Here is a 19,475-nt window from a genome sequence, read left to right on the forward strand (position 1 = left end):
TAATCGCTTGCGACCGTTCTCCAGAACTCGAACACCCACACCTACTCTTCGACGAGTTCAGCGTCGCCGGCTTCCCGGTCGAGGCCGTCTCCGTGCTCGACCCCGTCGATAAGCGTATCGATCCGACCGACCTCGTCCTCGCGTTGCAGGCGCTGGATATCCGGCGCGATGCCGACAAGGACGAGATGGTCGCCCTCGCTGGTGAGCTGGGTAACGTCGACGAAAATATCGACCTCGCCGATACTGGCGTGGGTCGCCGTCCCCGGAAACGTCTCGACGGTAACTGGCTGACCAAACGGCTCGGCAGTCCGTCGCTCGACGACGCGATCGTCGATCGTGAACTCGTCGTACTTGTTCTGAACGCGGCCCACGAGTTCGGCATTGGACATGTCACTGATGGGGTTGAGTTGCGTATCGAGGAATCCGATCTGGGGCGTCGTCGCGACGCCGAAGACGCCGGCTGCTGGCGTCTCGTCGCCGAAGAGACCGGCGAGCGCATCGATCGTCCGCGTATACTCACTTGCGTAGTTCGTCGCCTCGATAGGCCGGCCGGCAACCGTCTCGGTTTCGATCACTTCTCGCGTGCCTCGATACTCGTAGTCGGCGGTTTCGAGGGCTGTCGACGAGACGATCGCCGGCGTCGCAGAAACCGAGGTTACGTCTTCGAGCATGCCGCCGAGACAGCCGGCTGACAGTCCCAGCCCGCTCACTGCGGCGGCTGCGACGAACGCCCGGCGATCCATACGCGCTCGACGACGAGCGCCGGCAAAATAGCCGCGCCTGCCATCACCCGGTGACGGCCCGATACCGCATACTGCGCTGTCGAATCTGCCCGCAGCGTTACTCCTTCTCGCCCTCGCCCGACGGCAACCGATACGTCGGTCCCTCGTCCGTATCCTGTACTTCGATTCCGAGCGCCTCGAGTTCGTCGCGCAGGTCGTCGGCGCGCTCGTAGTTGCCGCTGTCGCGCTCGCGTTCGCGCACGTCGAGCACGAGATCGACGACGTCGCCGGCGAGGGCGGCGTTGCCGGTCGTATCCCCGGTGAAGGAGAGTCCGAGGATGCTGCCCAGTTCTTCGAGGGCGTCGACGGCCTGGCGGAGACCGCGGTAGTCGTAGCCCTTGCCGTCGTCCGCTTTCTCACTCCCACTCTCACTCTCACTCTCGCTGCCGCCGACCGCCGGCTCGTACGCTTCGAGATGCCGATTCGCCGCCGAGGCGATAGACAGCAGCGCCGACTGCGCCTCGCGCGTATTGAAGTCGTCGTTCATCGCCATCCTGAACTCGTCGCGGGCCGTCTCGACGGCCGCGCGAAACTGCTCGTCTTCGACTTTCGTCCGTGCGTCCGGCGAGTCGACGGCCTCGGCGGCCGCCTCGTGGGCGCGCTCGAGTTGGTCCCAGCGTTCCTCGGCCTCGGCGATGGTCTCGTCCGAGTAGAGCTGCGTGCTGTTGTACGAGCCCGCCGTCAGGAACGTCCGCAGGACGTTCGTCCCCCACCGGTCGACCGCCTCGTCGACGGTGACGAAGTTGCCCAGGCTCGAGGACATCTTCTCGTCGTCCATCTGGAAGAGTTCACAGTGGAGCCAGTAGTTGGCGAAGCGCTCGCCGGTCGCGGCTTCGGACTGGGCGATTTCGTTTTCGTGGTGGGGAAAAACGAGGTCGCGGCCGCCGACGTGGATGTCGAGCGTCTCGTCCAGGTGGGTCATGCTCATCGCGGAGCACTCGATGTGCCAGCCGGGGCGGCCCTCGCCCCAGGGGGAGTCCCAGGTTTGCCCCGCGGGCGGGTCGCCGCCGTGGTCGACGCCCTCGTGGCGGTGTTCGGCGACCGCGTCCGCGTCGACGCCGTCGGCCTTCCAGAGCGCGAAGTCGGCGGGGTGGCGTTTCTCCGAGCGCTCGTCGGGATCGCCCTGGGACTCGATCTCGTCTATGTCCTGGTTCGAAAGCGTGCCGTAGTCCTCGAAGGCGGTCACGTCGAAATAGACCGAGCCGTTTGATTCGTAGGCGTAGTCCTTCTCGACCAGCGTCTCGACGAGGTCGATGATTTCGGGAACGTGCTCCGAAACGCGCGGGTAGACCTCCGCACGCAGGAGGTTGAGCGAGCGCATGTCCGCGAGCGTCCGCCCGATGTACGTCTCGGCCACGTCGGCCTCGTCCTCGCCCAGGTCGTCCTCGCCGACGCGGGCGACGATCTTCTCGTTTACGTCCGTGAAGTTCTCGACGTGGCGCACGTCGTAGCCGATGAACTCGAGCCAGCGGTGCATGACGTCGACGTGGACCCACGAGCGAGCGTGGCCCAGGTGGGGTGGGTCGGAGACCGTTAGGCCACAGTAGTAGAGCAAGACGTGCTCGGGGTCCTGTGGCTCGAACGGCTCCGTTTCACCCGTCAACGTGTTCGTCACGTGCAGGGTCATTAGAGTGGTGTACCCGTGGCCCGTAGTTAAACGCTCTCCAATAGGACAACTATAGCCGAGTTATACCTCTAATGGGACAACTATAGCCGAGTTATACCTCTAATGGGACTACTATAGCCTACTATAGTCGGGTTATATAGCGTAAGTTGCGCCAATAGGGACGGTTGCTCTCCGATCCGGCTATCGTTGTTCTATAGCACCGTTTCGCAGCGCGATTCGGTTCTGTCAATCGGCCCGTCGTCTACGAACCGCCGACATTATCCCCACTCGGAACACGTTCGAGTGCATCCTCGACCGTCCGGACCGCGTTTGCGCCGTCGAGCCGGTCGACGATCACGATCAGCGTCTCGTCTCCGACAGCAGCCGCCACCGGGTTGATTTCGGCAAGTGCGAGTCTCTTGAGCGTCGCCGCCAGTGCCGTCGCGTCGACCGCACCCGTCGCGTAAATCGCCGTCAGATCGCCGCCGTTCGACCCGAACGGCGTGCCGCCGACGGTGACGAGTTCACTGGCGGGATCGTCGCCGTCGACGATTCCGATGCCGCTTTCCATTCTCACACTGATATCGATCGATTCGGGGTCGTACGCCGGCAGTTCGTCGGCGTACCGACGCAGTGCCGTCGCAATCGCGTCGATGTCGCCCTCGACATCGAGGAATCGCGCGGCGGCGGTGTAGTTAAGGACACCCGCTCGAAGGGCGGTGACGAGAAACGGGTGAGCCTCGACTACACGGCGCGTTTCGGCTGCCAGTGACATTCTGTCCGGGTGCTCGAACCCGGCGCGTATAAAGACGCCGACTGTCGCTCGGCTGCCGAGCGTTCGCCGACGCCGGCGACCGGGGCGCTTTTGCCCCGAGCGTCCAAGTTCTCTGTATGGACCCAGCGGATGTCGCAGCCATCATCGAATCGGAACTCGCAGACGCCGAGGCAACGGTTTCGCGCGCCCGCGGCGAACACGACGACGATCACCTGACAGCGACCGTTGTCTCCCCCGCGTTCGAGGGCCAGTCGCTGGTCCAGCAACACCAGCAGGTCTACGACGCCCTCGACGATCACATGACGACCGATATTCACGCACTTGAACTCTCGACGTACACGCCCGACGAGTACGAGGAGTGACTGACGGGAATCGGAAGCCGGTGGTACTGACGAGTTCAGCCGAAGCCGCCGAAACCGTCGAGAATCGAGAGTTGTCGGTAGTCACCATGCAGCGCCGGACGGATCTCCGACTCTCGAATCCGGAACCGCAGGTTTCTCCTTCGCTCCTGATAGGATAGTCGTATGGAATCGCTTCACACCCGGATCAGACTGCTCTGGATCGCCGAGGTGACGATCGGTGCAGTCGTCCTCGGAATCGCCCTCGCCGCCGTCGATTCGCTGCTCACCAGCGTGCCGGTCGCCGCGCAGGCCGGGGTCGTCGTCGCGGGCATCGTCCTCGGGAGCGCCTACGCCGTTCGGCGCTACCAGGTCTGGCAGTTCGACCTCCAACCCGACGCGCTCTACCTCGAACGCGGTGTCGTGACCTTCGTCGAAACCGCCGTCCCCTTCGTTCGCGTCCAGCACGTCGACACCCAGTTCGGGCCGATCGAACGCATCCTCGGCCTCTCGAGCGTCGTCGTCTACACCGCCGGCACGCGAAACGCCGACGTTCGCATTCCCGGTCTCACACCTGATCGAGCGCGCGAACTACAAGATACGCTTCGCGACCTCGCCGTCGAGAGCGAGGCCGACGACGCCGTCTGAACTCGATAGTATGAGTGACTCACTGAACCGACTGCATCCGCTCAGTGCGGTGACGTACGCCCTGCAGCACGGGTTCGTCTGGCTCTGGATTCCGGTGACGTTGCTGCTCGTTCTGGCGGGCGTGTTCGACCCGATTCGCGCCGGGTGGATCCCCTTCGTCGCACCGATCGGCTTTCTCGCAGGGGTCGCCTACGGTGTTGCCTATTACTACCGATTCGGATACGCCGTGACGCCGGACACCGTCGATGTCTCTTCCGGTGTCGTCGCCCGTCGGTCCCGCGAAATTCCCTACAGGCGCATCCAGAACGTCGACATCAAACAGGGCGTTATTCAGCGAGTGCTCGGTCTCGCCGTCGTCTCGATCGAAACCGCCGGCGGCGGCGACAGCGAAGCGACGCTAAACTTCGTCGGGGAGGCCGAGGCGACGCGGCTCCAGCGGGAGATACGCCGTCGGACTGCGGACAGCCGAGATCGGCAGCGGTCTCGGGACGAGCAGACAGCGGAATCGGAAGCGACGACCGACGCGAGTGAACTCGCCGATACTGGCCCGTCTGGCGAGTCGCCTTCGACGCCAGTTCGAACGCCCGACGCCGAGTCATCCTCGCCGTCTGCGGGGCCCGAACCGAGCGAACCGGGTGAACCGAGTGACACGGGTACGAACGAGTTCAGTGAGCAGCGACGGCACCCGCTGTTCGCCCTGCAGTCGCGCGAACTGTTGTTGTACTCGTTTACGTCGGTCCGGGCCGCGGCGGTTGCAGGGGTGATGTTCGTCTTCTTCCTCGCGACGGACTCGATTTTCGACTACCTGTTGACCGTGGCCGAACCGGTCGGCGGGCCGGCGGATCTCGGCAGCGGGACGGTGGGGAGTTACGGCGTCTTGACACTGGTATCGTTACTGAACGCGATCGGCGTCACGTACCTGTTGAGCGTCGCCTACACGTTCGGAACGTACTACGACTTCCAGCTCGGCCGGGTCGGCGAGGACTTCGTCTACGAGCGCGGCCTGCTGCAGCGCTATAGCGGCTCCATTCCGTCGGAGAAGGTCCAGTCGGTGACGATTACGGACAATCCGCTCCAACGGCTGATCGGCTACGCCGGGCTGTGGGTCGAGACTGCAGGGTACGGCCCGGACAGTAACGGCGGCAGTCAGTCGGCCGTCCCGCTCGCCAGACGGGAACGCGTCCACACGTTCACGGAGAACCTGACCGGTGTCGAGACGCCGACGTTCCAGCGACCGCCACCGCTCGCCCGGCGGCGCTATCTCGCCCGCTACTCGCTGCTTGCCGGCCTGATCGTTCTGGTCGCGTTCGGAATTACGCAGGTGACGATCTTCGATCGCTGGTACCTCGCCGCCGTCGTCTTCCTCGCAGTCCCGCCGGCGGCGCACCTGCGCTATGTCCACCTCGGCTACTACGTCGGCGACGATCACATCGTGATTCGCCGCGGCTTCTGGAAACGACAGACGACCGTGATCCCCTACTACCGCATCCAGACGGTCTCGACGCGCCGGTCGGTCTTCCAGCGTCGACTCGGCCTGGCCTCGCTCGTCATCGACACCGCGAGTTCGCGGACGATGACTCGATCCGCGCCCCGGATCTACGATATCGAACTTGCGGATGCGCGAGAGACCCATCAAACCAGTCGCGAGCGATTGCAAACGGCGCTCCGGGAGCGTGCGGCCGCGGACGATCCGGGTGTTTCGGTGGATTTTACCTGACTGACCGAGTGGCCCCGCGTATGGGATCTACAGACGGTACCGACGGCGACGAACCCGGAGACAACGGCGAGTTCCGCATCGAGGAGGACAGCCTCGGCGAGATGGAGGTTCCGACAGACGCCTACTGGGGCGCACAGACCCAGCGGGCGATCGAGAACTTTCCGATCTCGGGCATCTCGTTCAGTCGCCGCTTCGTCCGCGGACTCGGCGTCGTCAAGAAGGCCGCCGCACAGGCAAACCGCGACCTCGGCCTGATTGAAGACGACGTCGCGCAGGCGATCATCGAGGCCGCAGACGAGGTCATCGCCGGCGAACACGACGACCAGTTCCCGGTCGACATCTTCCAGACCGGCTCCGGGACCTCGTCGAACATGAACGCCAACGAAGTTATCGCCAACCGCGCCGCCGAACTCATGGGCGCGGAGATCGGCGACCGCGTCGTGCACCCGAACGACCACGTCAACTACGGCCAGTCCTCAAACGACGTGATCCCGACCGCGATGCACGTCGCCTCCCTCGAAGCCGTCGAGAAGGACGTCATCCCCGCGCTCGACACGCTCCGCGAGGCGCTCGAAGAGAAGGAAGACGAGTTCGACGACGTCGTCAAAACCGGCCGCACGCACCTACAGGACGCAACTCCCGTCACGCTCGGCCAGGAGTTCTCCGGCTATCGGACGCAGGTCGAAAAGGGACTCTCCCGCGTCGACAAGGCTCGCGAGCACCTCGCTGAACTCGCACTCGGCGGCACCGCAACGGGAACCGGCCTCAACACCCACGAAGAATTCCCTGGCCGAGCGGCTGAGTACATCACCAAGGAGACCGGCGTCCAGTTCCGCGAGGCCGACAACCACTTCGAGGCCCAGGCGGCCCACGACGCGATGAGCGAGGCTCACAGCGCACTCCGAGTGGTTGCGGGTTCGCTGAACAAGATCGCCAACGACCTACGCCTGCTCGCCTCCGGGCCGCGCAACGGTCTCGGCGAGATCGAACAGCCCGAGAACCAGCCCGGCTCCTCGATCATGCCCGGCAAGATCAACCCCGTCGTCGCCGAGGCTGTCAACCAGGTCCACAAACAGGTCGTCGGCAACGACGCCGCCGTCTCCGCCGGCGCTGCGGAGGGCCAGATCGATCTCAACCTCTACAAGCCCGTCCTGGCGCACAATTTCCTCGAATCCGCCGAACTCATCTCGAACGCGAGCCAGGTCTTCGCCACCCGGTTTGTCGATCCGCTCGAGGCGAACGAGGAGTACTGCGCGGACCGCGTCGAACAGTCGATGGCGATGGCCACCTCGCTGAACGTCCACATCGGCTACGACAAGGCCAGCGAGGTCGCAAAGACCGCCCTCAAGGAAGGCAAGACCGTCCGAGAAGTCGTCCTCGAAAAGGGCTATCTTGACAAGGACGAGGCTGACGAAGTGCTCGATCCCGCGAAAATGACCGAACGCGGCATCCTCGGCCAGGACGACTGATCTGAGACTCCGTCTGACTGTCTTTGCTCTCGACTGCGCTTCTCTACTACCTCCTCTCCAACACCTCCCTCTGGAAGCTACTCTCCTTTCTGGCCCCTGATGCGAATTGTTGCGTTCTTCCTCCTCTCGTGTGCCCCACTCTCTGTGCTTGCACGTACCAACAATCGATGTACTCGTTTCTGCGTAGTATCAGCACCTGACCAGTATTCCTTTCCGAACGCTCGATCACGAATCAGCCTAATGGAGCCGTATCACCGATGATTTCTGCGGAATAAAAATACCCAAGCAGTTTTGGGGGATGCTCGCGTCAGACATACTATGCACACCTGTCGTAACTGCAACCAGTCGTTCCAGACTGAACTCGCACTCGAACTTCACCGCGACACCTGTCAGGATGGACAACTATTCTGTCAGGTCTGTGGCGACCGTTTTCGAGAAGCCGACGCCACACAGGACGGATGGCACTACGAGTGCCCGAACGAGAACTGCGACGGCGACGGCCTCCAGCAGGATCTCTACCGCGTCGAAGACGTACGCGCTGCGACACACTGAACTCGGCCTCGTCCGTCACAGGCTACTCCGTTCTCTTCCTGTAGTCCTCGAGTGCTACCCCATTGACTCTTCCCTGTTTCAGTTCTCTACACTTCTTCGCACGCGGTTATGGTGGGCACCGTATTGATATAGCGATATTAGATTTATTAGACCGAAACCACACACCATAAATATAAAACAACCAATAAGAAGCGCTGTATCACTACGTACTAGCGCCCGATTGCGACCGTCGCTTACCGTCGCCGACTGATCCAACACCTCCTCGCCGATCCGGTATTCACCCTCGAATCTGCGGGTCGGAAGACAGCACACCAATGGATACCGAAATATCCGTCTCGGTTTCCGAGTTCACCTGCAGTCCCCCGTCGCGTTCGGAGCTGTTCTCGAGGCCAGTAACGCTGGCTCGAACGGTGCATCAGTTGCCCTCGTTGTAGTCGACGCTCGAATTTGACGACACCTGTACTGTCGGTGTGGTTTCGCCACCTGAACTCCTCGCGAGGTATCGGTCTTCAATCCGGCTGTCGACCGAGGACGATCTCCCGCCTTCGGCAACGGTCCGCAACGGTCTGTGTCCGGTCTCCGCATCGAATTCGGACTGTCCGTTCTCGCCATTGCTGTAACAGTATTCCGAGGAGCTACTGCTTGCCGCACTGATCAGTTCGAAGACGGCACCGTCCGTTGCCGCTCTGTCTCTCCTCGCGGGATCACCTCCCCAACCGACTATGGCTGTCGATCGCGAGGAATTCGAACCCAGACTGAACTCGCGGATGAGTGTCTCGCACTGCCATCCAGGGACCATCGTGACTTGTACGGTTCACCGCCGTACAAACGAACTGTGGACACTCTAATCGGCCGCCTCGTTCGATCTTCGCTTTTCTATTCGTTCGGTGCCCCATCCGCTCACATACGTCTCACAGGTCCGTCTTCCGCTTTTCCTCACCGCTGAATCACTGGTCGTCCGTTGGCCACACGCTGCCGTGTCTTGACCTTGTTCTCGGTTCGAGAGCGTCGCAAGCCGAACCGGTCTGGGACACTACTCGCACCGGCAGCACCGCAAAAAGAACCGATGACGGTCGCTACGAAACGCTCTATCCAAATTCACCCCATACTCCCTCTCAATAGTGTTGTCCCAACAAACTATAACAGAGCCAGTCGTCTCCGCTTGATTCATATTCGCCTCCCTTGCTTTCCACTCGGATGGATCGACTCTCAATTCCATACGTCCAAACAGTGTGTATCGATCTGTTCGCTGTCGTTCGGCGTGATTCTCGATCGAGAATCACGAGTACATTCAACCGAGAGATTCTGACTCCGCCATCGGGTTCGTCGTTTCTCCGTTTGCCAACACGGGCCGTTCTCTTCGCTCTCAAGCAGCATCAATATCCGAACTCATAGTACTGCTACGGAACGCTCTGTATCTTGATTTATGTCCTGTTATAGATTCTAATCCCAATTTGAATCACTATAATTGCGTTACTAGTAGTGACAATAGATGAGATAAGCTTAGTTAGCTCGAATAATGGGAATATTGAATATCACGGCGTGTGATAACCATCGTATGAGCGATTCGGCCGATTCATCTAGAAAAGCTGTTAAGACATACGTCCCAGCATATCAGAAAGACGAATGGCAATCTCACGCCGACGAACTCGATATGAGTCAGAGCGAGTTCGTTCGGACGATGGTCCAGGCCGGTCGAAAGGGCCTCGAGCCCGTAACAGCGGAACCCGAATCTCCGGGGTCAAACCCTGGGGGTAACGGCCTCGAAACACGGGTCCTCGAATTACTGTCAGCTGATACGTATTCGTGGGACGAACTCCTCGAGGCAGTCAGCGACGACATCGAGTCACGACTCGACGAGACGCTTGAGCAACTGCAGGCGGACAACCGGATTCGATACAGTGGCCGCCACGGCGGCTACACGACGACCGGTGATGGTGATAGTGATGGCAACTGAGGGAACCCAGGACGTGGATGCTCCGATCGCGTACTTCCTCGACGATCAGCGCTATCACGGGAAGAGCGAACGGACGCTCGAGGCCTACGAGCGCGTCCTTCGTGAATTCGAGTGCTTCGTCGAACAGGAGTTCGAGGCGATCGAGACCGTTGGGGAGGCAGACCGGCGGGCCTGTATGGCCTGGATCCACTCCCTTCGCGGCCAGTTCGAATCGAGTACCATCGCGACGTATGCGTCCTATCTCAACCGCTTTTACGACTATATGACCCGTATCGGTGCGTTTGACGAGAATCCAATGGCACTCGTCATGGAGGAACTGTCCGAATCTATCGATACGAACCCGACCAGACGCGACCTCTCCATCAGCGACATGCAGGCGTTCGTCACCTCAATCGTGCATCCACTCGAGCGGGCTGTCGTTGTCATGCTGCTAAAGACGGGAATGCGCGTCGGCGAACTCTGTAACCTCGATTTACGAGATTTACACGGCGAGTTCACCTCGCTCGAACTCGAGTGGACGCCTCGAGTTGAACTCGACCAGCGGCCGTCGTCGGTATACGTGTCTGCGGAGCCGGCACGCGGGACCGTGGTGAACGGCGAAGAGCGGACGGCCTCGAACAAGCGAAAGCGAGAGACCGTTATTCCGGTAGACACGGAGTTACAGGCCGTCTTGCGCGAGTGGTTGGCTATCCGCCCCGACCCGGTTTCACCGGCGAGGGCACTGTTTCTCGATACCGGTGAGACGTGGGGTGAGCGCTTGACGCCGTCCGATGTGCGCTATATCGTCGAGAAACACGCTCGCGAACAGGGGTGGTACCGAACTGGCGGCGGAACGACCGAAAACGTCACGCCGCATTACTTCCGGCACTTTTTCACGACCCACTTACGTGACCGGACGGGGGATCGCGGCATCGTTCAGTATCTCCGCGGTGACGTTGCCGGCGACGTGATCGACACGTACACCCACAACTGGGGAGATCGTGTTCGAGAGACCTATCTCGACCATATTTACCGGGTAACGGTCTAGTTTCTGTCCGATGTGTCGGTACGAGTTCAGCGATCCACATGATATCGCTGTCTGTTCTCGGCCGTATAAATCATATTCAGATATATAGAACTCGGGGATTTCGACCCGCAGCGGTGGCTTGAATGCGAATGGAATCTGCTACTGCGGGTATTTGTCGGTGGTCGGCCTATGCTTGCCTGATGTCGGCTAGGTCGGTGCTGAATGCACGGAATGGATATTCGTTGCAGCCGGTTTCTTGACGTAGCAAATGAGCCGCGGGCGGAATCGGGCGCAATCTCAGAATCAGTGTCTCAATGTGTGAAACAAATAAGCGTCCAATAGAGCTGTTGCTCACGGCCGGGCGGTCACAGGGGACGGCCAAGCCTCAGTCAGGCGGATCGAGACCGTACCATTGCTTCGCTACGGTCAGGAACTGGTTCGCATCCACTCGCGGTGCGTACGTGTGGTTCTCGCCGTCGATGGCAATCTTCACGAGGAGGTCCACCAGCCGCCAGACGTTATAGAGGACGCACGCGAACGCGAAGTTGAAGAACCGATAGTCGCGTTCCGTTGAGGTGGTTCGCACCATGAAGTGTTTCTGCTTCTTGAATCCGTTCTCGATACCCCAACGGTGGCGATACCACCGAATTAATCGCTCGATCATGTGGACGAACGCTCTCGCATCCATCTGCTGATCGTCGGCGTCACCGGCGGTCACGTAGGGGTGGTTCGTCTCGAACACCACGGTTTCGCCGGTGTCAACCTCTCCGTCCTGTGCTTTCTGCTTACGCTCTTCGACGTCCTCTTCGCGCTGGATGTCCGCGAGCAGCCGCGAGAACGACATCCCCTCGCTCGATTCGCCTTCTACGTCCTCTAACTCCCACTCGCCGCACATCTCCGTCCAGACTGCTGAGAGATCGTCGTCTTCGTGCTCGTCGTCGGAGTTCGATTGCTTCGGGAGGTAGACCTGCTTGCGCGTGGGTGTCCCATCGTCGGCTTTCTCCTCTGTGACGTGGAAGCGTTTGCCGTTGCGGTACATCCACTCGATGGTCTGCTTCGTCGCTAGTGGCGAAGATGCGTGTGGGATTCAGGTAGTGAACGTCGTACTCCTGGCAGGTGTCCTTCACCGGTTCGCTATCGAACTCACGGTCCATCATCACGAGGTCGATGTCGACCATCCCGGTCGTCTGCGACAGCAGCTTCTCGACGATCTCGTCCTTCGACTGACCGCGCACACGCGGGATCGCATCGAGTACGAGTGGGACATCCATCTCGACGATTTTGAGCACCGCCCACTGGTAGTAGTCGCTACCGTCCTTGTAGCCGAGGATATCGTCCTCGTGGTCTTCTGGATCGCCAGTGAACGGAAAGCCCTTGGTCACGTCGATGGCCGCAAAGACTGACCCGTCGAGTTCGCCGTTCTGGCGAGCCCGTGCAATGAGCATCCGAGTGGTGTTCCGGAGCATCTCTCGGATCTCCGTGACGGAGAGTTTCCCGATCTGGTAGCGGTGGGTCGATCCAGTTGGGATACGCTCGCGCGTCGTATCGAGGGAGAACGAGGCCGGACCGCTGCGGGCGTACATGTCCTCGCGCATCCCCATATAGGCATGTTGCTCCCAGAAGGCGTTCTCGTGGATCTCCCAGTTCTGTCCCCGATCGAGCGCGAAGGCGTCGGTCACAAACGGTTTGGCCTGCTGCCAGACCTCGTCGGTCTTCTCGGCGATGAACTGGTGTTCGGGACGGCTGTCAGCATCTGATTCAGCCACTGCGTCAGTGTCGATCCGATCGGAAAGCGGCTGAGGACTGGTGGAACTGAAGAGGAGTTAGCGCTCGTGAGCGCTCAGGTATCGGCCTCCACTTCGCTCAGTTGTTTGACGAATTCTGGGTCACGGTGGTCAGGGAACAGAGATTCAGATTCATTTAGCTCTGAGATCGTGTTCATATCTTCGGTACTCAGCTCGAAATCGAAGATATCGAAGTTCTCGACGATCCGCTCCTCATGGACTGACTTGGGGATTGCAACAATTCCTCGCTGTATCAGCCATCGAAGAACGACCTGTGCAGCCGATTTGCTATACTGCTCGCCGATCGAAACCAGCACGTCGTTCTCGAAGAGGTTGTTCCGTCCTTCAGCGAACGGCCCCCAGGACTCGTGCTGAATCTCATGCCTGCTCAGGAACTCAGCGTCTTCGATCCGCTGGTAGAAGGGGTGTGTCTCGATCTGATTGACTGCAGGGACGACCTCGTTCTGGACGATCAGGTCGATCAAGCGATCCGGGTGGAAGTTGCTAACACCGATAGCCCGAATCTCGTCTTCGTGGTACAGGTCCTCCATTGCTCGCCATGACCCATGAACGTCACCGAAGGGCTGATGGATCAGATACAAATCCAGATAGTCCAGTCCCAGTCGATCGAGTGACCGTTCAAACGCCCGCTTCGTGCTTTCGTAGCCAGCATCCTGTATCCAGAGCTTTGTGGTGACGAACACGTCCTCTCTCGCCACATCGCTCGTCTCGATCGCTCTGCCGACAGCCTCTTCGTTCTCGTACCCGGCCGCAGTATCGATGAGACGATACCCGGTACGGAGAGCTTCGGAGACGCTTCGTTCACATACTTCGAGATCCTCGATCTGATACGTACCGAATCCGAGGATCGGCATTTCTACACCGTTGTTTAGCTTGACGGTTTCCATTTCCACATTAGAGTGTAGACCGCACGCCATTTGGATTCAATGCTATTATAAAACCCCATTTAAGTCCCTTCGCCTAGCCCGAACACTCCTCCATAGAGCGTACCGGATAGCACCATCTCAGTAGAGACCCAGTAAGTGGTTCAAGCACGGAAGTACATATCGATATGACAATACTTGCGGGGAAACAGTGATAGTCAGATAGACATTGATTCTAGCAGATTTCGGATTCAGTAGGTCGGGAAGATACTGTCACGTCGAAGGGTTCGTCAGCGATGGCTGTGTCCCGATCGTTGACGTGATCAACTGGCGCTCCCCTCGGCGAAGAAGATTCGACATCGAGGGTTGAGAAATACCCATCTCCTCAGCCAACTCGCCGGCCGTGGTCTGTCGGGGATTATCGTAGTATCCGTGAGAGATAGCGAGTGCCAGTGCTTCGTATTGCCGGTCAGTTAGCCCGTACTGTGAGTGTTCATCTGGGGACCGAGAATCCTGCGTGATCGAGATAAGATCGGCCCGGATGCCATTCTCATCGCAATGATCCCGCATATTATTGAACGACTCATAATCCCGAAAGATCTTCTTTTCGTACCATCCCTCCGGAATGATAGTCGTCGGTTCTATTTGAGCCTTAGCGAACCGTCCGGGAACGAACGCTTCCGAAACAATATCCTCCAGTTTGACGTCGAGCTGATAGACGTCCCTGCCGCCCTCGCGTCCAAGGGGGGTTGTCCCTACTACTTCATCGAGAGCAATGAGACCATCTTCGGTAACACCATCAGCTGGGTCGAGATGGACGACGAACACCCGAGAGTCCCCACCATGACACAGGCCGTGTTCACACTCGAGTTGATTGGATGGTAACGATTCTGCGAAACTAACGAACGGAAGTGAGGGTGAACTGACGAGGAGTTCCGCAGTCACTGTCATAGGATGTAGGAGACGCTACTCAGACTTAATCCTCTAGATCGGTACAGCCGGTACTCATATTCATTCATATCCTGTTGTGCCTCCACGAAAATGTATTTAAATGTCCTTCTATATTAGCACAGCACTCAGGACCGTAGACCCACTTTAATCAGAGGATGGAAACGTCGACACAATCGGATGACTGGACTGCAACGGATATGCCCGACCAATCTGGCCGCACAGTCATCGTGACTGGCGCGAACAGTGGGCTAGGATTCGAAGCGACCAAGGCATTCACGCAGAGGGGTGCGCACGTCGTCATGGCATGCCGGAGTCTTGAGCGGGCAAACCGTGCACGGCGAGAAATTGAGTCAATGACCACCGGCGCATCGTTGACGGTACTCGAACTTAATCTTGGAAGCCAGGCATCTATTCGGCAGTTCGCTACTGATTTCGATTCCGAGTTCGACCGACTTGATGTACTTCTCAACAACGCTGGTGTGATGATGACGCCGTATTCGACAACAGAAAATGGATTCGAACTACAGTTCGGCGTTAACCATCTCGGACACTTTGCGCTCACTGGACTCCTCGTTGATCACCTCATAGAGACGGACGGCGAGACGCGTATCGTCATGCAGAGCAGTGTAGCTCACAGAAATGGGACTGGCGAAATCGATTTCGACGATCTCAACGGAAGACAGTCCTACGGCCGATTCGAGGCGTATGCGCAGAGCAAACTCGCAAATCTGCTGTTCACTTACGAACTGGACCGTCGACTTCGCGCAATTGGGACCGATACGATTGCTGTCGCCGCTCATCCTGGCTTGTCGGCGACCGAACTCCCAGACGGCGACTCCGAGATGGAGACATCTACTATTCAAAAAATATACTCGAAATTTGTAAACACCTTCCTCACACAATCCGCCGCTACCGGCGCGCTTCCAGCGCTCTATGCAGCGACAGCGGTAAATGTTGACGGCGGTCACTACATTGGCCCGGACGGGTTCTTGGAAGTGCGAGGGAAACCGACCCACGTCGTCTCGAATGCAACATCGTACGACCACGCTACTGCACGCCGCCTTTGGGATATCTCTGAAGGGTTGACCGGAGTCACGTTTGAGCTTGAAGAACCACAGCTCGCATAGCTACTGGGCACGCGGATTTACTGCCAACATCGGACCGAGGGTCTGACTGATGAGTTGCTTCTCGGCTCGGCGGAGGAGATCAGACGCAGATGGACCAGAGATCCCAAGTTCGTTAGCGAGATCCTGCGTTGACAGAGTACGTGGCGAATCGTAATACCCCTGGGTGAACGCGATTGAAATCGCCTGATACTGTTTCTCTGTGAGTCCAAACTGATCTGGTTCTCCAGGGTTTTCGGGATCCGCTGCGATATTCAGTAAGTCGAACGAGATGTCATGGGCCGCGCAGAGGTCTCGGTACGTGTCAAGCGCATCGTAGTCGGAGAACACCTTCTGATGGCGCAGCCCTTCGTCGGTAACCGTCGCGTTCATCAATACGCCTCTAAACATCTCGTGATCGTGAGAGGCAACGAGTCCAGATTCGTCGTCGATGGTCAATCGATAGAACCATCCTTCTGCTGTCCGTCCGATTTCTATCGCGTCAACGATTTCAGGTTGGGTATCGACACTCTGCTCGAACGCCTTTCGCCAGTTGTCGGCTACAGTCACTTCAACGAGAAGTCGTCCATCTTCGAGCGGGATTATATTGGAGATCGGCACGTTGTTACTTGGCATTGAACTCGCCAGACCAACTAACGGGAGCGTTCGGTCCGCGAGGAGAATTTCTGCGATGATTGCCATAGCGGATAATTGGAGCCGGGATGCTTAATTTACATCGGTGAAGGTACTCACATCGGGATTCTCACAGGAGTTGTTTCGAGAATACACTGTTTTGAATACTAGATACAGCAGAGGTCGGCTAGGTTGATTCGTCATGCACAGCTCCCGGCGTAATTTAGACTCCGGTGTTGCTTTCTATCCCAGCCGTGCATGAGAAATCTACCTGCCTGACTTCAGATGCTTGCAGTGACAAAGGAGCCATTGGCTTGAACTCTTCATCCAGTTGGTGTCGATGGCTCCGCCGACAGTGTAGCGGACAATGGGGGGATCGAACGGCAGTTGAAGTGCGTCGCCGGCCGGTATCTCCGTCTCGTGAACTGTGACGGGAATGCCGGTGGCTGGCATCTGTGTGTGCGTGTGTGGATGTGACTTCCGTGGTTACTCTACAATTCCTTTCCGGACGAATGCGCGGTAAGGTTCGATACAGAATCCGAGGCGGTTTGGAAGGAACGAGTGCAGTCGCCTCGGCCTCAAGAGTCTCGGTTATCGACGGTTAGTTGTCAGGAACCTCTACGGTCTTCGTCTGTTTGGGTGGTTTGGTGGATGCGTTGGACGAAGCCGCCTCATCTGTGGGGGTCTGTCGGGGTTCGTCGCTCTGATCTGCACTGTGCCATGTCTCGGCGGGGAGTTCGCGCTCCTCGATGGCGTCTTCGAGGTCACGCATGAACGTCGCGACGGTGTTGCCCATGATGTAGACGGGGCGTTCGTTCTCCAACAGCGATTGGAGCACGTCGTCGGCTGGCGTCTCCGTCTCGTGAACCGTGACGGGGAACGCCGCCTTCCGAGCGAACGCACTCGTCGTTCCGCCGGCGACGTGGACGCGATCGAAGACCGGTTCGTCCCGATCGTACAGGTCATTGAGGTAGTGCAGGAACGAAACTGATCGCCCCCGTCTGTCGCCGCGGAGGTAAAGGAACGGCTCGATGCGGTCTATTGCCGGGTCTTTTGCGAAGAGTGCTTGGCGTATCATCTCCGTACTCTGGACGTCGTTGACTTCCGCTGCGTTGTAGACGCGTCCGTCGGCGAGCTGTCGCCATTCGACGTCCATTTGGTTGCGATGCACTGCGAGTTCGTCGTCCGTCAGCGGGACTTCGTCGATAGCCCGCAGGATTTCGTTGAGCGCGTAGATCGACTCGATGCCGGGAATGTGTTCGTATTGTTCGGGGACTGTAACGTGGCTCACGGTCGCGTTTCGGCGGGCGATTTCGGTCTCGAGAAACTCCCGTATGTGTGGGTCCTGTTCGGCATTGATGACGTGGGTTCCTTCCGGGATTGCGCGGACCAACCCGCGAGCGACCTTGTACCGGTCGCTGCCGAGGGTCGACAGATGGTCCTCGCGAACGTTGCTCAGCACGACGACGTCGGGATCGACGAATCGATCGTTTACCATTCGGGTGGTATACGAGGTGATCGCCTGGTTTTCGACGACCAGTGCGTCGGCTGGCGTGTGCGAACGGATCTCCTGTTCGTTCTCGTAGAGCGTGACGCGGTGACCGCGAGAAATCGGGTGGGTCTCTCCCGAATGGATCGAGACCGGATGGTTTCCGGTTACCTTCGCGAGCACGTCGTACTCCCTGTTATAGAGGATGTCGTAGACCCATCGGGTGAGACTCGATTTGCCGCGAGTTCCCGAGATCACGATCTGCGTATCGATACCGTCGAGTCGACGGCTATGGCGTATCCCGCGAAGACACGCGTGTTTCACATCGCGTACTGCGTTTTCGATCGTGTGTACGATGTCCGTTGTGCGAGTTATACCGAGTGGAGAGCTTGCGTTTTCCTGTTTGTCGCTCATGCGAGCACCTGTCTGGTGTGATAGTTGGCGATCGGTTGTCGACGCGTTTCGAGGCGATGTGCACAGTAGATCCCGAGCAGAACGGCACCGAGCAGGACGGCGAATTCGATGGCAGATACCGTGGTTAGGATGCCGGTTTCCCGCGGCTCGACGAACGTTCTCGTCCCGGAGAGGAGCAGGGCGTAAAGCGCTGCCCCGAGAGCGGCCGATTCGAGGCGTTCAGCGGGTGCGACGCGGTGGATGTTGTACGCGCTGATTCCCGCGAGCAGGACCGTAAAGTAAAGCGCGAAGCCGACGGTGACGGGGACGACGGCCGCGACGAGAACGCCGTACAGCATCGTCGTAACAACACTGAGGCTCAGCAAGACGCGCCCGTAGATCAGGGAGACCGCGTTGATTGCGGTGATGGCAGCGTAGACGACGACCACACCGGCGAGGAACACGCCGAGCGTCCACGCGTTCGCGATCGAGAGGGTGACGAGAAGCGGAATCGCGATCAGTCCGCCGAGTCGGACACCCCACCGGGCGTGTGCCAGCTCGGAGAGGACGAGCCCGCCGAGGAACAAGCAGAGCATCCAGACCCGAGCGATCGTCGTCGTCGTGGGAACCGGACCGGCGACCGCGTTCCGATACTGTGCGATGTCGGAGGCCGGTGTAAAGAGGATGGATGTGAGGCTCGGGCGGAGGTGCGTGGCGAGCGTCGGTGAAACGAGCGGAATCGCGGTGGCGACCAACCCGACGAAGAGTCCGGCGCTCACGAGGATATCGGTACGGCGATCCTCGCGGTCGAGTTTGTGATAGTTATACGCGGCGATACCGGGTAAAATGGTCCCGGTGAACGCGAGTTCGACCGTGGAGCCGAATAACGCCCAGCGGTCGAAAACGAGCGTGAGAGTTACCGGACCGAGTGCGCCGGCGGCGAGACTCACGAGCAGTAGTTGGCGGCCGTAAATGAGCGTATGCCGTCGAATAAGACCGACCAGATAGTACGCGGTAGTCGCCGTGATGAGGAAAAGCGGCAGTGCTTCGAACGAATACAGCGAGTACACGGCAAGAAGCGGGACGACGATCACGCCGCCCATTCGGAGCCCTCGGTACTGTGTGACGCCGATACCGATCGCAATTCCGAGAATCGTAATTGCTGCTGCAACGATCATGTACTACGCTCCGTTCCGGTTTTCGCAGATCTCTGCTCTCCAGTGTGGCTGTACCGAAGTTCGTACCCGGTACGAATTGCCGTAGATTTTGTCATACACGCAAGTGGAAAGTTGCGATGACATCATCTTAATACTTTATACCATGTTCTTTAATTTTGTATTTTCAAAATAATTACTCTGTTGATACTATTGGCTATGAGCAATAGTGAT

The 19,475-nt window shown here is 58.9% G+C and carries 16 protein-coding genes and 1 pseudogene; 8 read left to right on the plus strand and 9 right to left on the minus strand.

The window, feature by feature from the left end; translation table 11 throughout:
- Positions 1 to 41 precede the first annotated feature (41 nt).
- The 3 genes from C484_RS18595 to C484_RS18605 all read right to left on the minus strand — a co-directional run bounded on the left by C484_RS18595 (position 42) and on the right by C484_RS18605 (position 3,163).
- Positions 42 to 743, minus strand: coding sequence for a DUF6517 family protein (locus tag C484_RS18595; protein ID WP_006827433.1), 702 nt, complete (start codon positions 741 to 743; stop codon positions 42 to 44).
- 97 nt (positions 744 to 840) lie between these two features.
- The gene (gene cysS, locus C484_RS18600; protein WP_006827434.1) at positions 841 to 2,409 is read right to left on the minus strand and encodes a cysteine--tRNA ligase; all 1,569 of its coding nucleotides are present in this window, start codon (positions 2,407 to 2,409) and stop codon (positions 841 to 843) included.
- Positions 2,410 to 2,650: 241 nt separating this feature from the next.
- Positions 2,651 to 3,163 (minus strand): DUF7523 family protein, encoded by a 513-nt coding sequence (locus tag C484_RS18605; protein ID WP_006827435.1) that lies wholly within the window; start codon positions 3,161 to 3,163, stop codon positions 2,651 to 2,653.
- A 116-nt stretch (positions 3,164 to 3,279) separates the two neighbouring features.
- Here C484_RS18605 and C484_RS18610 point away from each other — a divergent pair, with 116 nt between their 5' ends.
- The 7 genes from C484_RS18610 (at position 3,280) to C484_RS18645 (ending at position 10,871) form a co-directional block, all read left to right on the plus strand.
- Positions 3,280 to 3,525, plus strand: coding sequence for a BolA family protein (locus C484_RS18610; RefSeq protein WP_006827436.1), 246 nt, complete (start codon positions 3,280 to 3,282; stop codon positions 3,523 to 3,525).
- A 162-nt stretch (positions 3,526 to 3,687) separates the two neighbouring features.
- Entirely contained in the window at positions 3,688 to 4,149 is a 462-nt protein-coding gene (locus C484_RS18615) for a PH domain-containing protein (RefSeq protein WP_006827437.1), read from the plus strand.
- 10 nt (positions 4,150 to 4,159) lie between these two features.
- A complete protein-coding gene (locus tag C484_RS18620) occupies positions 4,160 to 5,866 on the plus strand; it encodes a PH domain-containing protein (RefSeq protein ID WP_006827438.1) in 1,707 nt (568 codons plus the stop codon).
- A 20-nt stretch (positions 5,867 to 5,886) separates the two neighbouring features.
- On the plus strand, positions 5,887 to 7,335 hold the full coding sequence (locus C484_RS18625; RefSeq protein ID WP_006827439.1) for a class II fumarate hydratase: 1,449 nt from the start codon (positions 5,887 to 5,889) through the stop codon (positions 7,333 to 7,335).
- 318 nt (positions 7,336 to 7,653) lie between these two features.
- Positions 7,654 to 7,887 carry a hypothetical protein gene (locus C484_RS18630; RefSeq protein ID WP_006663708.1) on the plus strand — a complete coding sequence of 78 codons (234 nt, stop codon included), beginning with the start codon at positions 7,654 to 7,656 and terminating at the stop codon, positions 7,885 to 7,887.
- 1,558 nt (positions 7,888 to 9,445) lie between these two features.
- Positions 9,446 to 9,844 carry a DUF5805 domain-containing protein gene (locus tag C484_RS18640; RefSeq protein WP_049915712.1) on the plus strand — a complete coding sequence of 133 codons (399 nt, stop codon included), beginning with the start codon at positions 9,446 to 9,448 and terminating at the stop codon, positions 9,842 to 9,844.
- Positions 9,834 to 10,871, plus strand: coding sequence for a tyrosine-type recombinase/integrase (locus C484_RS18645; RefSeq protein ID WP_006827442.1), 1,038 nt, complete (start codon positions 9,834 to 9,836; stop codon positions 10,869 to 10,871). Before C484_RS18640 ends, C484_RS18645 begins: the two co-directional genes overlap by 11 nt.
- A gap of 364 nt (positions 10,872 to 11,235) precedes the next feature.
- Here the strand turns inward: C484_RS18645 and C484_RS18650 are convergent.
- The 3 genes and pseudogenes from C484_RS18650 to C484_RS18660 all read right to left on the minus strand — a co-directional run.
- A pseudogene (locus C484_RS18650) lies at positions 11,236 to 12,643 on the minus strand (transposase); the annotation flags it as partial.
- A 47-nt stretch (positions 12,644 to 12,690) separates the two neighbouring features.
- Positions 12,691 to 13,509 carry an aldo/keto reductase gene (locus C484_RS18655; protein WP_239641018.1) on the minus strand — a complete coding sequence of 273 codons (819 nt, stop codon included), beginning with the start codon at positions 13,507 to 13,509 and terminating at the stop codon, positions 12,691 to 12,693.
- 282 nt (positions 13,510 to 13,791) lie between these two features.
- Positions 13,792 to 14,469 (minus strand): helix-turn-helix domain-containing protein, encoded by a 678-nt coding sequence (locus tag C484_RS18660; RefSeq protein WP_006827444.1) that lies wholly within the window; start codon positions 14,467 to 14,469, stop codon positions 13,792 to 13,794.
- A gap of 155 nt (positions 14,470 to 14,624) precedes the next feature.
- Here C484_RS18660 and C484_RS18665 point away from each other — a divergent pair, with 155 nt between their 5' ends.
- Positions 14,625 to 15,596, plus strand: coding sequence for an oxidoreductase (locus C484_RS18665; RefSeq protein WP_083867386.1), 972 nt, complete (start codon positions 14,625 to 14,627; stop codon positions 15,594 to 15,596).
- On the opposite strand, the gene C484_RS18670 is transcribed toward C484_RS18665, so the two are convergent.
- From C484_RS18670 to C484_RS18680, 3 genes are all read right to left on the minus strand, one after another.
- Positions 15,597 to 16,274 carry a helix-turn-helix domain-containing protein gene (locus C484_RS18670; protein ID WP_006827446.1) on the minus strand — a complete coding sequence of 226 codons (678 nt, stop codon included), beginning with the start codon at positions 16,272 to 16,274 and terminating at the stop codon, positions 15,597 to 15,599.
- 532 nt (positions 16,275 to 16,806) lie between these two features.
- The gene (locus tag C484_RS18675; protein ID WP_239641019.1) at positions 16,807 to 18,018 is read right to left on the minus strand and encodes a Mur ligase family protein; all 1,212 of its coding nucleotides are present in this window, start codon (positions 18,016 to 18,018) and stop codon (positions 16,807 to 16,809) included.
- Between the two features lie 86 nt (positions 18,019 to 18,104).
- Complete coding sequence (locus C484_RS18680) at positions 18,105 to 19,265, minus strand: poly-gamma-glutamate biosynthesis protein PgsC/CapC (RefSeq protein ID WP_006827448.1); 1,161 nt, start codon at positions 19,263 to 19,265, stop codon at positions 18,105 to 18,107.
- Positions 19,266 to 19,475: the final 210 nt, after the last annotated feature.

Source organism: Natrialba taiwanensis DSM 12281 (assembly GCF_000337595.1).
Classification (GTDB): Archaea; Halobacteriota; Halobacteria; order Halobacteriales; family Natrialbaceae; genus Natrialba; species Natrialba taiwanensis.